The following is a 13,944-nucleotide window of genomic DNA, read 5'->3' as shown; positions in this document are numbered from 1 at the left end:
GAACAAACATGCAACTACAAGACTTCCGCATTGGCTGGCGCCTGCTGCTGCAGGAACGCGCCTATTCCGCCGTCTCCATCCTCGGGCTGGCCATCGGCTTCGCGGCCTGCTTCCTGCTGCTCGGCTTCGTGCACTACTGCCTGAGCTACAACAGCCACGTGCCCGACGCGCAGCGCGTGTACTCGGTGAAGCAGCGCATCAACGTCTTCCCGCGCCCGGACTGGGCCGAGTTCGCCGCCCTGCCGCTGCAATCCGCCGCAGCCGCCAGCGGCATGGTGGAAGCGTCCAGCATTGCCAAGCAGCTGGAGCTGCCGCTGTGGCTAGGCGCCCAGCGCCACGCAACGGACCTGCGCATCGTCGATCCGGCCTTCGAGGCGATGTTCGGCCTGCGCGCGCTGGAGGGCGATCTGCAGGCGGCGCTGTCCCTGCCGGACGGCATCGCGCTGACCGCCAGCAAGGCGCGCGCCATCTTCGGGTCCGGCCAGGCGCTGGGCCAGCACCTGCGCTTGCGGCGCGAAACGCTGCAGGTGCGGGCGGTGCTGCCCGACCCGCCGGCGAATTCCACCTTGCGCTACGAGGCGCTGATCGGCAGCGCCAGCAGCGCATGGTCCGAGAAGGAGCGCGGCGACCACGCCACCAACTTCCAGCGGCGCGGCGGCATTTACCTGAAGCTCAAGCCGGGCGCGGACCCGGCGCAATTGCAGCGCCAGCTGCAGGACGCCGTCAACGCCAGCCCGCTCGACACCACCTGGCGCACCGGCCCGATGGGCAAGAAGCTGGACGGCCGCAACGTGACCGACGTGGCCATGGTGGCCATGCCGCAGGTGTATTTCGACGAAGGCCTGGCCGCCGGCCGCAGCGGCGGCGACTACGGCCAGCGCGGCAGCGTGTTCGCGCTGGCCGGCATCGCCCTGCTGATCCTGCTGCTGGCGGCCAGCAACTACGTCAACCTGGCCACCGTGCGCACCCTGCGCCGCCAGCGCGAAATCGGCATGCGCAAGCTGCTGGGCGCCAGCCACGCGCGCCTGGCGGCGCAATTCCTCACCGAGTCGTCGGTGGTGGCGCTGCTGGCCACCGTGCTGGGACTGGGGCTGGCCTGGCTGTGCCTGCCCATGTTCAGCGGCCTGGTGGCGCGCCAGCTGGACAGCCTGTTCTCACCCGCCAGTTGCGCGCTGGCCTTGCTGGGCGGCCTGCTGGCCGGCTTGTGCGCGGGCCTCTACCCGGCGCTGCTGGCCATGCGGGTGCGCCCGGCGGCGGCGCTGGCCGGACGCGGCGACCATGAAACGGCCGGCGGCCTGTGGCTGCGCCGCGTGCTGACGGTGCTGCAGTTCGCCACTGCCATGGCGCTCAGCGGCGCCACGCTGGCCATTGCCTGGCAGGCCGACTACGCCAGCAAGGCCGACCGCGGCTTCAACCCGGCCGGCATGCTGGTGCTGGACCTGCCGCAGGAAACCGGCAAGCCGGCGGCGGACGGCTTCATGCAGGCGCTGGCGCGCATGCCGAACGTGCAGGGCGTGGCCGCCATGTCGGAGGCGCCAGGGCGCGATGGCAACAAGATCGTGGCAACCCTGCCTGGCCGCTCCGGCGACATGGTGAGCATGGAGTACCGCACCGTCAGCCCGGAATTCTTCCAGGTCTATGGTCTGAAGCCACTGCACGGCCGCCTGTTCGATCCGGCCCGCGACGACGGCAACGCGCAGGCGCGCGTGATCAACGCGGCGGCGGCACTGGCGCTGGGCTTTGCCACGCCGGAGGCGGCGGTCGGCCAGTTCCTGACCAATGGCGACCGCACCGTGCACATCATCGGCATCGCGCCGGAAGTGCGTTACCAGAGCCTCAAGCAGCTGGTGCAGCCGATGGTGTACCGCCTGGCGCCTTCCCAGGTGCTGGCGGTGCGCACCAGCGACAGCCTGGCGGCGGCGCACGCCAACATCGCGCCGCTGTTCAAGCAGTACTTCCCGGACGGCGTGCTGGAGCTGCAGACCGCCGGCAGCCTGTTCGGGCTGGCCTATGCGGACGACGTGCGGCTGGCGCGCATGCTGGCCTCGTCCAGCCTGATCGCGGTGGCGCTGGCGGCGTGTGGCATCTACGTGCTGTCGGCCTACAGCGTGCAGCGCAGCCGCAAGGAAATCGTGCTGCGCAAGCTGCACGGCGCCGGGCGAGCCGCCATCGCGCGCCTGGTGGGGCGCGAGTTCGCCGCGCTGATCGCGGCCGGCGCCGTGCTGGGCCTGCCGCTGGCCGCGCTGGCCATCCAGCGCTACCTGGCCGGGTATGTCGAGCATGCGCCGATGGGGGCCTGGCCGCTGCTGGCGGCGCTGGGCCTGGCCGCGCTGGTGGCGCTGCTGGCCACCGCCCGCCACACGCTGGCGGCGCTGCGCATATCGCCGGCGCTGGCGCTGCGGGGCTAGCGCGGGGATGATTGCCTGCAATCCGCTATGTGCGTCCGCGCACATAGCGGGCTCTACGGTGGGAGGATAATGGCTGAGTAGCGAACTCGTCGCTGCCTATGCCGAAGACCGCCACCCCAAGAGAGGTCCACCATGAAGACGCCAGCCCGCTTCCACTCTTCCCCTTGCACCCTGGCTGCCGCCGGGGCAGTGGGCCTCGCCCTGGCCGCCTGCGGCGGCGGTGGCGGCGGCAGTCCAAGCATGCCGCCGGTCACCCTCGGCACGCTGGGCGTGTCGCTGACCGACGCCCCGGCCTGCGGCTTCGACGCCGTCAACGTCACCGTCAGCAAAGTGCGCGTGCACCAGAGCAGCACGGCGGGCGACACCGACAGCGGCTGGAGCGACATCACGCTGTCCCCGGCGCGCAAGATCAACCTGCTGAACCTGGCCAACGGCACGCTGGATGCACTGGGCCAGACCTCGCTGGCGGCCGGCCGCTACACGCAGATCCGCCTGGTACTGGACCCGAACACCGGCGCCGGCCTGGCCAACTCCGTGGTGCCGTCCGGCGGCACGGCCGAAGTCTCGCTGGAGACGCCCAGCGCGGTACAGAGCGGCATCAAGCTGACCAACGAGTTCGACGTGGCCGCCGGCCAGCGCGTGGACCTGGTGCTGGACTTCGACGCCTGCAAGTCCGTGGTCACCCGGGGCAACGGCAAGTACGCGCTGAAACCGGTGGTCAAGGTGATTCCCACCACGCTGAACGGCATCAGCGGCTACGTTGCCACCAGCCTGCTGGGCAGCCGCGTGATGGTCAGCGCGCAGCAGAACGGCGCCATCGTCAGCAGCACCGTACCGAACGCCACCACCGGCGAATTCGCACTCACCCGTCTGCCGCTTGGCAACTACGAGGTGGTGGTGACGGCCGACGGCCGCGCCGCCGCCGTGGTGGGCGCGGTGCCGGTCACCAGCACCAGCGCCATGGTGGCCGTCAGCCAGGCGGCCGCCCCGATCGCGCTGCCGGCCTCGCCCGGCGGCAGCATCAGCGGCGCCGTCACGCTGGCTCCCGCCAGCGCCACCGAGGCGGCATACGTCGCCGCCAAGCAGACCTTTGCCGCCGGCCCGGTGGTGACCATCAAATACCAGGGCGCGGACCTGGCCAGCGGCGCCTACACGCTGGCCGGCCTGCCGCTGGCCGCGCCGCAGTACGCCGCCTACAGCGCCGCGTTGCCGCTGGTGTTCGCCAGCGCCGCCACGGTGCAGCCGGGCGCGGGCAAATACCAGGTGGAGGCCACGGCCGCCGGCTATGCGAGCAAGAGCGTGGCTTCGGTGGACATTACGGCGGCCAACCAGGCCGGCGTCAACTTCACCTTGACGCCGTGAGCGGCGCACCATGAAAAAAGGGCGGCCATCAAGGCCGCCCTTTTTCGTTGCGCATGAAGCTTACTTCATGCTCAGCAGTTCAATGTCGAAGATCAGCGTGGAGCCAGCCGGGATATTGGTCTGGGCGGTGAAGCCGTAGCCCAGTTCAGGCGGGATGATCAGGGTGCGCTTGCCGCCCACCTTCATGCCCACCACGCCGCGCTTCCAGCCTTCGATGACGCTGCTGCTCAGCGTGAACTCGAACGGCACGCCCTTGTCGCGCGAGCTGTCGAATTTGGCGCCATGCTGGTCGGCGGCGGTCTTGTCGTAGATCCAGCCGGTGTAGTGCACGCTCAGCGTCTTGGTGGCGGTCACTTCGGCGCCGGTGCCGATGGTCTGGTCGATGATGGTGACCTGGGCCGACGGCGACGGCTTGGTGATGCCCAGTACCGTGATTTCCATCACCACCGGGGTGTTGGCCGCCACCTTGGCGGTGTAGGCCGGGTTGGAGTAGGTGTACACGCCGTAAGCCAGGTTGGACGGCAGCACCAGCTGCACCGTGCCGCCCTTGCGCATGCCGATCACGCCCTGGTCCGCGCCCGGCAGCCAGCGGCCGGTGCCGATGGCGTACACCGCCGAAGGCGAGCCGTCCACCTGGGCGCCGCGCGAGTTCGGCTTGGTCGAATCGTACAGGAAGGTCGAATACGTCACTTGCACCAGATCGTTGGCCACCACCTGTTCGCCGCTGCCGGCGGCCAGTTCGGTTTTCGCATAGACCGGCTGCGGCGGCAGCTCTTCGGTCTTGGTGGTGCTGGCAGGCGAGCCGCAAGCGGTCAGCGCCGCTACGCAGGCGAGCGACGCGATCAGTTGGAACATCGATTTCATGATTACCTTTGTATTGTTGAACATGTAACTTGCACTGCGCTGGCACTCCATCCGGACGCCGTCGGAGCAGAAGTGTATCAGACTGCAACGGCGCCTTTTCAGGCAGAACATTCAGTTACAAATTCCCTGTCTCAAATTTCCACCTGCGTGCCCAGTTCAATCACCCGGTTGGGTGGAATCTGGTAATAATCCGCCGCCGCGCGCGCGTTGCGCGACATGGCCACGAACAGGCTCTCGCGCCACGACGCCATGCCGGCGCCCGGGGTGGAAATGACGGTCTGGCGCGCGATGAAGAAGGAGGTTTCCATCATCTCGAATTCCAGTCCGTGGCGGCCGCACAGCGTCAGCACGTTCGGGATGTCCGGCTCGTCCTTGAAGCCGTAGTGCACGTTGACCTGGTAGCACTGGTGGCCCAGGTCGACGATCTTGACCTGCTCCTCGGGCGCCACCCATGGCTCCTCCACGATGTGCACGGTGATGAACACCACGCGCTCGTGCAGCACCTTGTTGTGCGACAGGTTGTGCAGCAGCGCGTGCGGCACGCCGTCGCTTTCGCCGCGCAGGAAGATGGCGGTGCCGAACACGCGCACCGGCGGCGCCATGAACAGCGAGGACAGGAAGGCTTCCAGCGGGATGGCGTGCTTTTCCAGGTTCTTGAACACCAGTTCGCGGCCGTCGCGCCAGGTCAGCATCACGGTAAACAGCACGCTGCCCAGCAGCAGCGGGAACCAGCCGCCATGCAGCAGTTTCAGCGAAGACGCCGAGAACAGCATGATGTCGATCAGCAGGAAGAAGCCGGTGGCGCTCCAGCACAGCAGCAGCGGCAGCTTCCAGCGGTAGCGGATCACGAAGAAGGTCAGGACGGTGGTCGACAGCATCGTGGCCGTGACGGCAATGCCGTAGGCGGCGGCCAGGTTTTCCGACGAGCCGAAGCCGACTACCGCCAGCAGCACCACGGCCAGCTGCAGCCAGTTGACCGCCGGGATGTAGATCTGGCCGATCTCGCTCTCCGAGGTGTGGCACACGCGCATGCGCGGCAGCAGGCCCAGGGCGATGGCCTGCTTGGTCATCGAGAAGGTGCCGGAAATGGTGGCTTGCGAGGCGATCACGGTGGCCATGGTCGACAGGACCACCAGCGGGTAGACGCTCCAGGCGCCCAGTTGCTGGTAGAAGGGATTGGAGATGGCTTCCGGATGCACCAGCAGCAGGCCGCCCTGGCCCAGGTAGTTCAGCGCCAGCGCCGGGAAGGCGATGGCGAACCAGGCCACGCGGATCGGCGCCTTGCCGAAGTGGCCCATGTCGGCATACAGCGCCTCGGCGCCGGTGAAGGCCAGCACCACCGCGCCCAGCGCCACGAAAGCGATGAACTGGTTCTCGTACATGAACACCAGCGCGTGCCAGGGATTGAGCGCGGCCAGGATGGCCGGCGCCTGCACGATGTTGACCACGCCCATGGTGGCCAGCGCGCCGAACCAGATCAGCATGATGGGGCCGAACCAGCGGCCGATGCCGGCCGTGCCGTGCGACTGCACCGCGTACAGCGCCACCAGCACGATAATGGTCAGCGGCACCACGTAGGGCTTGAAGGCCGGAGTGGCCACTTCCAGGCCCTCGATGGCCGACAGCACCGAAATGGCGGGGGTGATCACGCTGTCGCCATAGAACAGGGTGGCGCCGAACACGCCCACCAGCATCAGCGGCACATGCCAGCGCGAGGCGCGGCTGACCGAATTGAGCGCCAGCGCCATCAGCGCCATGATGCCGCCTTCGCCGCGGTTGTCGGCGCGCAGCACCAGCGTGACATATTTGAGCGACACGATCACGGTCAGGCCCCAGAAGATCAGGGACACGATGCCGACCAGGTTGGCCGGCGTCAACGCCAGGCCGTGCGCGGGGTCGAAGATGGTTTTAAGGGTATACAGGGGACTGGTGCCGATATCGCCATAGACGATGCCGACGGCAGCTAGCGTCAGTGCGACGAGGCTGCTTTTCTTATGTTCCGACGTCAAGATTGCACCTGAGTTTGTTCTGGTGCGTTGCACAATAGGCCAACTATGGTCAATTTGCAAGTGCATTCTGGCATGGCCGGGCTCCGCTGATTGGGCCGTCCATTCTACCGCCCCCAGCGGAATGCGGCGTTTTCCCGGATAATGGCAGACCGCCGCCGTTTCACCTTCGACTCCCCCTACCGACACCATGAACACAGGCATCCTGTACGCCACGCTCGCGTTTTTCTGCTGGGGCCTGTTCCCGCTGTATTTCCACGCCCTGGGCGAGGTGCCGCCGATCGAAATCCTGGCCCACCGCATGCTGTGGTCGCTGCTCTTCCTGGCGCTGGTGCTGACCGCGCGCGGCCAGTGGCGCTGGCTGCCGGAGGTGCTGCGCAAGCCGCGCGTGGTGGCCAGTTTTGTCGCCAGCGCGGTATTGCTGACGGCGAACTGGTTCGTCTACATCTGGGCCGTCAACAACGGCCACGTGATCGACGCCAGCCTGGGCTATTTCATCAACCCGCTGGTCAATGTACTGCTGGGGCTGCTGGTGCTGAAGGAGAAGATGCGGCGCGGGCAGTGGATCGCCATCGGCATCGCCGCCTGCGGCGTGGCCTGGCTGACCTGGCAGGCCGGCCAGCCGCCGTATATCGCGCTGATCCTGGGCATCACCTTCGGCGGCTACGGCCTGCTGCGCAAGACGGCGGCGCTGGCGGCCCTGGAGGGCTTGTCGTTCGAGACCATCATCCTGTTCCCGCTGGCGCTCGCCTATGTCATCTGGCTGTCGCTGCACGGCCAGAACACCTTCATCAACGCGCCGCACGACAGCACCCGCTGGCTGCTGGCGGCGGCCGGGCCGATCACCGCCATCCCGCTGCTGATGTTCGCCGCCGGCGCGCGCCGCATCCCGATGGGCGTGCTGGGCATGCTGCAATACCTGTCGCCTACCATGCAGATGCTGCTGGGGGTGTGGATCTTCCACGAAGCGTTCTCGCCGGAGCGGCTGGCCGGCTTCGTCGTGATCTGGAGCGCGCTGGGCATCTATATGGCCGAGGGGCTGTGGGCCTCGCGGCGCGCCACGGCGGCGGCCGGCGCCAAGACCGCCGGCTAGCGCCGTTTGGCTAACCAAGCTGGCGGCAGAACGCCGCCGTCTGCGCGTCGGCCGGGAAACAAGCCTCGATGTGCAGCTCGTCGAGCGTGACGTCGCGCGGGGTGCCGAAGGTGGTGATGGTGGAGAAAAAGCTCAGCTGCACGCCATGGCGGTCGAACGAGGTGGTCAGCACCGGGGCCGGCGCGCTGTCCGGTGCGCGGTGGCGCCAGTGCCGGGGCACGCCGGGATAGGCCAGCATTTCGTCCAGCAGCGCCCGCGCCTTGCCGTCCAAAGGCGACGCGGCGGCCTCGTTTTGCAGGTGGCGCAGCAGGTTGCCGGCCAGCTCCTCCCAGTTGGCAAAGGCGGGCCGCAGGTCGTCGGGGTCGAAAATCTGCCGCAGCATGTTGCCGTGTTTGCTGTCCCGCCCGCCCAGCATGAAGCGGTTCAGCTTTTTCGCCGCCTCGTTGGCCATGAGCACGTCCCAGTGCTTGTTGAGCAGAAAGGCGGGATACGGTTCCTGTTGCGCCAGCATGGCTTCCACCGCGTAACGCATTTGCGCCAGCTTGGGGGCGTCCAGCTCGGTTTCCGGATAGACCGGCGCAAAGCCGCCGGCCACCAGCAGCGCATTCCTGTGCCGCAAAGGCACTTCCAGCGACTCGGACAGTCGCGCGATCATGTCGCGGCTGGGCTGGGCCTTGCCGGTTTCAACATAGCTCAGGTGGCGCGCCGAGATGTCGGCCTGCAAAGCCAGGTCGAGCTGGCTCAGGCGCCGCGCGACGCGCCACTCGCGCAACATGGCGCCCACTGCCGCTAACGTTTTGTTTTCCATGCAAGCATTGTAATGAAGGGCGCGGCCAGCTTCCATAACCTCCGAGGTCATGCTTTCATGACGCGGCCGGGAATTGCCGCCCGCCCGCGCCGGCGCGAAGATGCAGCCCTGACCACACAAGGAGCTGACCATGCAACGCAGAAACTTCATCGGACTCACCCTGGCCGCCATGTCGTTGGCGGCCTCCCGCCATGCGGCAGCGGCGACGGCGGCAGAGCGGCCAGCCGCCGCTGCACCCGCCTTGGCCGCGCCCGGGCTACCGCAGGCGCCGGGGCAGTCCGGACCGCCCGCATCGCTGTCGGCCGCCGAGTTTCACGCAACGCGCCGGTTCGCCGCCACCGCTTTCGGCCGCATCGCTTACACCGAGCGCGGCAGCGGCGCGGCAGCGCTGTTCCTGCACGGTTTTCCCCTCAACAGCTTCCAGTGGCGCGGCGTGCTCGGCCCGCTGTCTGCGGTGCGCCGCTGCATCGCCCCGGATTTCCTCGGCCTGGGCTACACCGAACCCGCCGCCGGCCAGGACGTGGGGCCGGACACCCAGGTGGCGATGCTGATCGCCCTGCTCGACAGGCTGGCGGTCGGCCAGGTGGACCTGGTGGCCAACGACAGCGGCGGCGCCGTCGCGCAACTGTTCATGACGCGCCACCCGCAGCGCGTGCGCACCCTGCTGCTCACCAACTGCGACAGCGAAATCGACTGCCCGCCCGAAGCCCTGAAGCCGGTCATCGAGATGGCGCACGCGGGCACCTTCGCCGACACCTGGCTGGCCGCCTGGGTGGCGGACAAGGAACTGGCCCGCTCGCCGCAGGGCCTGGGCGGCCAGTGCTACCAGGACCCGCGCCAGCCCAGCGACGAGGCCATCAACTGCTATCTGCGCCCGCTGGTGGCCACGCCGCAGCGCAAGCGGCTGGTGCATGCCTACGCCATCGCGCTGGAACGCAACGTGCTGGCCGGCGTGGAGGCGGGGCTGAAAGCGTCCGCCATCCCCACCCGCATCCTGTGGGGCAGCAGCGACACCATCTTCTCCCCGGCCGGCGCCAACTACCTGGACCGCACGCTGGGCCGCTCGCAGGGCGTGCGGCGCCTGCCGGGCAGCAAGCTGTTCTGGCCCGAAGAGCGGCCCGACGTCATCATCGCCGAAGCACGCGCACTGTGGACCAGCGGCCGGCCGCCATATAATACGTAGCCCAACAGCCCACACGCAGAAAGCCCATGACCAGCACTCCGCCGTTTGACCCGCCATACAAGACCAGCACCGTCCTCGAGGACGGCAGCGTGAAATGGATGGAAGTCCGCGCCGACGGCTCCATGGTGGAGGCCAGTGCGCCGGCGGCGATGCCGCCCGCCGGGATGCCGGCCGCCGATGCGCCTGCCCCGCGTTCCGGGCAGTCGGCGCGCGCGGTCACGGTGCTGAACGTGCCGTTCGCGGAAAAGGACGAAGCCAAGCAGCTCGGCGCCCGCTGGGACCCCAAGCGCCGCAAATGGTACGTTCCGCCGGGCGTGGATGCGGCCCTGTTTGCCCGCTGGAGCGCATAAAACCGGCCGAAGCCAACCGAAACTAGCTGGAACACGGCGTTTGGCGTATCCTTGTTGACCTTCGTAACATATCGAGAATTTCCTAATGGCAAACTACGTCTATACCATGAACCGCGTGGGCAAAATCGTCCCGCCCAAGCGCCAGATCCTCAAAGATATTTCGCTGTCCTTCTTCCCGGGCGCAAAAATCGGCGTGCTGGGCCTGAACGGCTCCGGTAAATCGACCTTGCTGAAAATTATGGCCGGCATCGACACCGACATCCAGGGCGAAGCGCGCCCGATGCCGGGTCTGAACATTGGCTACCTGCCGCAGGAACCGCAGCTGGATCCTGAAAAAACCGTGCGCCAGGAAGTGGAATCCGGCCTGGGCGAAGCGTTCGAAGCGCAAGCCAAGCTGGACGCCGTGTACGCCGCCTACGCCGAAGAAGACGCGGACTTCGACGCGCTGGCCGCCGAACAGGCGCGCCTGGAAGCGATCATCTCGTCGTCCGACGGCGGCAACCTGAACCTGCAGCTGGAAATGGCCGCCGACGCGCTGCGCCTGCCGCCTTGGGAGCAGAAGATCAGCGTGCTGTCCGGCGGTGAAAAGCGCCGCGTGGCGCTGTGCAAGCTGCTGCTGTCCAAGCCGGACATGCTGCTGCTCGACGAACCGACCAACCACCTGGACGCGGAATCGGTGGAATGGCTGGAGCAGTTCCTGGTGCGCTTCCCGGGCACCGTGGTCGGCATTACCCACGATCGCTACTTCCTGGACAACGCGGCGGAATGGATCCTGGAACTGGACCGCGGCAGCGGCATTCCATGGAAAGGCAACTACAGCTCCTGGCTGGACCAGAAGCAGGCCCGCCTGAAGCAGGAAGAAGCCACCGAATCGGCACGCCAGAAGGCGCTGCAGAAGGAATTGGAGTGGTCGCGCCAGAACCCGAAAGCGCGCCAGGCCAAATCCAAGGCCCGCATGGCCCGCTTCAACGAGCTGAGCGAGCACGAATACCAGAAGCGCAACGAAACCCAGGAGATCTTCATCCCTGTGGCCGAGCGCTTGGGCAATGAAGTGATCGAGTTCAAGAACGTGTCGAAGTCCTTCGGCGACCGCATGCTGATCGACAACCTGAGCTTCACGATTCCGGCCGGCGCCATCGTCGGCATTATCGGCCCCAACGGCGCGGGTAAATCGACGCTGTTCAAGATGATCACCGGCAAAGAAGTACCGGACAGCGGCGAAGTGCTGATCGGCAAAACCGCCAAGGTGTCCATAGTCGACCAGCACCGCGACGCGCTGTCCGATGCGAAGACCGTGTTCGAAGACGTGACCGGCGGCGCCGACATGCTGAGCGTGGGCCGCTTCGAAATGCCGTCGCGCGCCTACCTGGGCCGCTTCAACTTCAAGGGCGGCGATCAGCAAAAGATCGTTGGCAACCTGTCCGGCGGTGAGCGCGGCCGTCTGCACCTGGCGAAAACCCTGCTGATGGGCGGCAACGTCCTGCTGCTGGATGAACCGTCGAACGATCTGGACGTGGAAACCCTGCGCGCGCTGGAAGACGCGCTGCTGGAATTCGCCGGCTCCGTGATGGTGATCTCGCACGATCGCTGGTTCCTGGACCGTATCGCGACCCACATCCTGGCCTTCGAAGGCAACTCGCAAGTGACCTTCTTCGACGGCAACTATCAGGAATACGAAGCCGACAAGAAGAAGCGCCTGGGTGAAGAAGGCGCCAAGCCGAAGCGCATCCGCTACAAGCCGCTGACGACCTAAACGCCGCAAGGCACGGTTTTTTAACCGTGCCTTTTTTTATTCCCGGGAGAGAAAAATGAAAATAGCCCTGACAGCCGTAGCAGTCGCCGCAGCCCTGACCGCCGGCAGCGCCGGCGCCGCACCGCTGAACGCGGACGCCATCGGCCAGCTTGGCTGGCTATCGGGCTGCTGGGCCGCCGCCGACGCGGAAGCCGGCTCCGGCGAGCACTGGATGGCGCCGGCCGGCGGTACCCTGCTCGGCATGAGCCGCACCATCAGGAACGGCCAGACCACGGCCTGGGAATTCGTGCAGATCCGCGAAGTGGATGGCCAGCTGGCCTACGTGGCCAAGCCGCACAACCAGCCGGAAGCGTCGTTCAAGCTGGCCAGCCTGGAAGGCAGCAGCGTGGTATTCGAGAACCCCCGGCATGACTTCCCCCAGCGCATCATCTACAAGCGCGAAGGCGACAAGCTGCAGGCCCGCATCGAAGGCACCATGAACGGCAAGGCGAGGGGAAAAAATTTCCCCTTGCAGCGCGTGAGCTGCGAGGGGAAGTAAAAGGGGAGGAGGAGGAAACAGTTAAAGCAGTTGAAACAGTTGAAACAGGTTTGAAGCAATGTAAAACAGGTTGAAACTGGGAGGCGGGCACAAGGACATAAGCATCGCAAGGATGCCGCTGTCGCGCCCGGCCTCGATCGGCAACTACGCTAAGCGTTCAGGTTAGAAGTTGTAGCGCGCGCCCAGGGTGACTGCGCCTTTTTTGCGGCCCTGGTCGATATCGTTCTTGCCGTAGTGCTCGTACTCGAGCGACAGCGACACTTTCTGGTTGATCGCATACTCGGCGCCTACCGACGCGTACAGGCCGGTGCGGTTGCTGTCGCCCACGGCGTACGGCGCGGCCAGGCCGGTGCCGTGCACTTCATTCTTGTTATAGGCCACACCCAGCTTGCCGAACGCGGACAGCTGCGGGTTGATCGGGTAGCTGCCCTTGCCTGCTACATAGAAGGAATGCGATTTGCTGTCGATGGCGCCGTTGTTGCCGCCGACGGAATACTTGTAGCTGGAGCTGCCGAAGTCGGTGTAGCCGCCTTCAACCGCCCAGGTCGGGTCGATCTGGTAGCCACCGTAGATCTTGCCGGACCATTCATCGCTCTTGCGGTCGCCGCCACTGGTGTCGTTGGACAGGCTGTACTTGTGCTGGCTGGCCACGACGCCGGCGCCGAGATAAGCGGTGCCCGGTTCGGCAGCCTGGGCTGCGGAGATGCCGCCCAGGGCGGTAGCGGAGGTAATCAGTGCGAACAGAATTTTTTTCATGTTAGTGATCTTTCAGCAAAAAGTAAGGGACTTGCTTGGGATCGCAGTTCGTTTTGAAGCGCGATGTAAGGACGATAGCATTGGCAAACCCTCTACGGGTCACTCAATTCCGTAAGAATTGTGAGAAGATGTAATCACCCTTGAAACGCAGAGGATCGCCACAAAATGGCAGAACTTAGCTTAAGAAGCGCTTAAGAAAGCATTTAAGCGAGAATATTGCGGAAGGTGAGGTTGACACGCGGCCCTGACGCTGACTTTTCCTTGTTGATGCCGTGCCGCCAGTGGTGCTGCAAGGCGCCGGCCATTACCAGCAGGCTGCCGTTGCCCAGCGCCAGCTTGACGGTCTTCGGCAAGCGCTTGTGCTTGAGAATGAATGTGCGCGGCGCGCCGAAGCTGACCGAGGCGATCACCGGATTGCGGCCCAGCTCTTTCTCGTCGTCGCTGTGGAAGCCCATGCTGTCCTGGCCGTCGCGGTAGTAATTGAGCAGCACGCTGTTGAAGCGCTGGCCGCTGGCCTGCTCGACGGCATGCTTGATCTCCGATTGCAGCGGCGTGAATGGCTGCGGCTGCAGCGTCATGCCGGAATAGGTGTAGCGCGCCTCGCCGTGCCAGGCGGTCAGGCGCGGCTGCAGCATCTGCTTGCCCCACAGCGTGATCGACTCGGCGCGCCAGTCCGTCTCCGCCACCAGCCGCGCCAGCACGGCGGCGCTGTCCTGCGATAGCGGCAGGCAGGGCATGAAGTACAGCTCGCCGTCTTCAACGGGGATGGCGTCCAGCACGCCGGAGTGCTCGGAAAAAAGGTCCATAACCGCTATGACACCCG

The 13,944-nt window shown here is 66.2% G+C and carries 12 protein-coding genes; 7 read left to right on the top strand and 5 right to left on the bottom strand.

The features are described 5' to 3' along the window. The first annotated feature begins 8 nt into the window (after positions 1-8). Positions 9-2,408, top strand: coding sequence for an ABC transporter permease (locus tag AC56DV_RS14780; protein ID WP_496315034.1), 2,400 nt, complete (start codon positions 9-11; stop codon positions 2,406-2,408). Positions 2,409-2,540: 132 nt separating this feature from the next. Continuing rightward, positions 2,541-3,770: a DUF4382 domain-containing protein gene (locus AC56DV_RS14775; RefSeq protein ID WP_496315033.1), complete on the top strand. Its 1,230-nt coding sequence runs from the start codon at positions 2,541-2,543 to the stop codon at positions 3,768-3,770. A 60-nt stretch (positions 3,771-3,830) separates the two neighbouring features. On the opposite strand, the gene AC56DV_RS14770 is transcribed toward AC56DV_RS14775, so the two are convergent. Then, on the bottom strand, positions 3,831-4,634 hold the full coding sequence (locus tag AC56DV_RS14770) for an FKBP-type peptidyl-prolyl cis-trans isomerase (RefSeq protein ID WP_496315032.1): 804 nt from the start codon (positions 4,632-4,634) through the stop codon (positions 3,831-3,833). Positions 4,635-4,765: 131 nt separating this feature from the next. Beyond that, positions 4,766-6,643 carry a potassium transporter Kup gene (locus AC56DV_RS14765; RefSeq protein ID WP_496315031.1) on the bottom strand — a complete coding sequence of 626 codons (1,878 nt, stop codon included), beginning with the start codon at positions 6,641-6,643 and terminating at the stop codon, positions 4,766-4,768. 187 nt (positions 6,644-6,830) lie between these two features. On the opposite strand from AC56DV_RS14765, the gene rarD reads away from it, so the two are divergent. Next, the gene (gene rarD, locus AC56DV_RS14760; protein ID WP_496315030.1) at positions 6,831-7,733 is read left to right on the top strand and encodes an EamA family transporter RarD; all 903 of its coding nucleotides are present in this window, start codon (positions 6,831-6,833) and stop codon (positions 7,731-7,733) included. A 10-nt stretch (positions 7,734-7,743) separates the two neighbouring features. Here the strand turns inward: rarD and AC56DV_RS14755 are convergent, their stop codons facing one another. After that, complete coding sequence (locus AC56DV_RS14755; protein WP_496315029.1) at positions 7,744-8,541, bottom strand: helix-turn-helix domain-containing protein; 798 nt, start codon at positions 8,539-8,541, stop codon at positions 7,744-7,746. Positions 8,542-8,671: 130 nt separating this feature from the next. Here AC56DV_RS14755 and AC56DV_RS14750 point away from each other — a divergent pair, with 130 nt between their 5' ends. From AC56DV_RS14750 to AC56DV_RS14735, 4 genes are all read left to right on the top strand, one after another. Beyond that, the gene (locus AC56DV_RS14750; protein WP_496315028.1) at positions 8,672-9,724 is read left to right on the top strand and encodes an alpha/beta fold hydrolase; all 1,053 of its coding nucleotides are present in this window, start codon (positions 8,672-8,674) and stop codon (positions 9,722-9,724) included. A 26-nt stretch (positions 9,725-9,750) separates the two neighbouring features. Next, the gene (locus AC56DV_RS14745) at positions 9,751-10,074 is read left to right on the top strand and encodes a DUF5710 domain-containing protein (protein WP_496315027.1); all 324 of its coding nucleotides are present in this window, start codon (positions 9,751-9,753) and stop codon (positions 10,072-10,074) included. Positions 10,075-10,159: 85 nt separating this feature from the next. Beyond that, entirely contained in the window at positions 10,160-11,827 is a 1,668-nt protein-coding gene (gene ettA / locus AC56DV_RS14740; protein ID WP_496315026.1) for an energy-dependent translational throttle protein EttA, read from the top strand. 55 nt (positions 11,828-11,882) lie between these two features. Next, positions 11,883-12,365 (top strand): DUF6265 family protein, encoded by a 483-nt coding sequence (locus AC56DV_RS14735; RefSeq protein ID WP_496315025.1) that lies wholly within the window; start codon positions 11,883-11,885, stop codon positions 12,363-12,365. Between the two features lie 162 nt (positions 12,366-12,527). Here AC56DV_RS14735 and AC56DV_RS14730 read toward each other — a convergent pair whose 3' ends face one another. Together AC56DV_RS14730 and AC56DV_RS14725 are read right to left on the bottom strand one after the other, a co-directional pair. Further along, positions 12,528-13,121: an outer membrane beta-barrel protein gene (locus AC56DV_RS14730; protein ID WP_496315024.1), complete on the bottom strand. Its 594-nt coding sequence runs from the start codon at positions 13,119-13,121 to the stop codon at positions 12,528-12,530. A gap of 203 nt (positions 13,122-13,324) precedes the next feature. Further along, positions 13,325-13,927: an alpha-ketoglutarate-dependent dioxygenase AlkB family protein gene (locus tag AC56DV_RS14725; protein WP_496315023.1), complete on the bottom strand. Its 603-nt coding sequence runs from the start codon at positions 13,925-13,927 to the stop codon at positions 13,325-13,327. Positions 13,928-13,944: the final 17 nt, after the last annotated feature.

The organism is Massilia sp. BGA-UO-ETr-WB1, from assembly GCF_059567845.1.
This window is presented reverse-complemented; position numbering and strand designations above follow the sequence as displayed.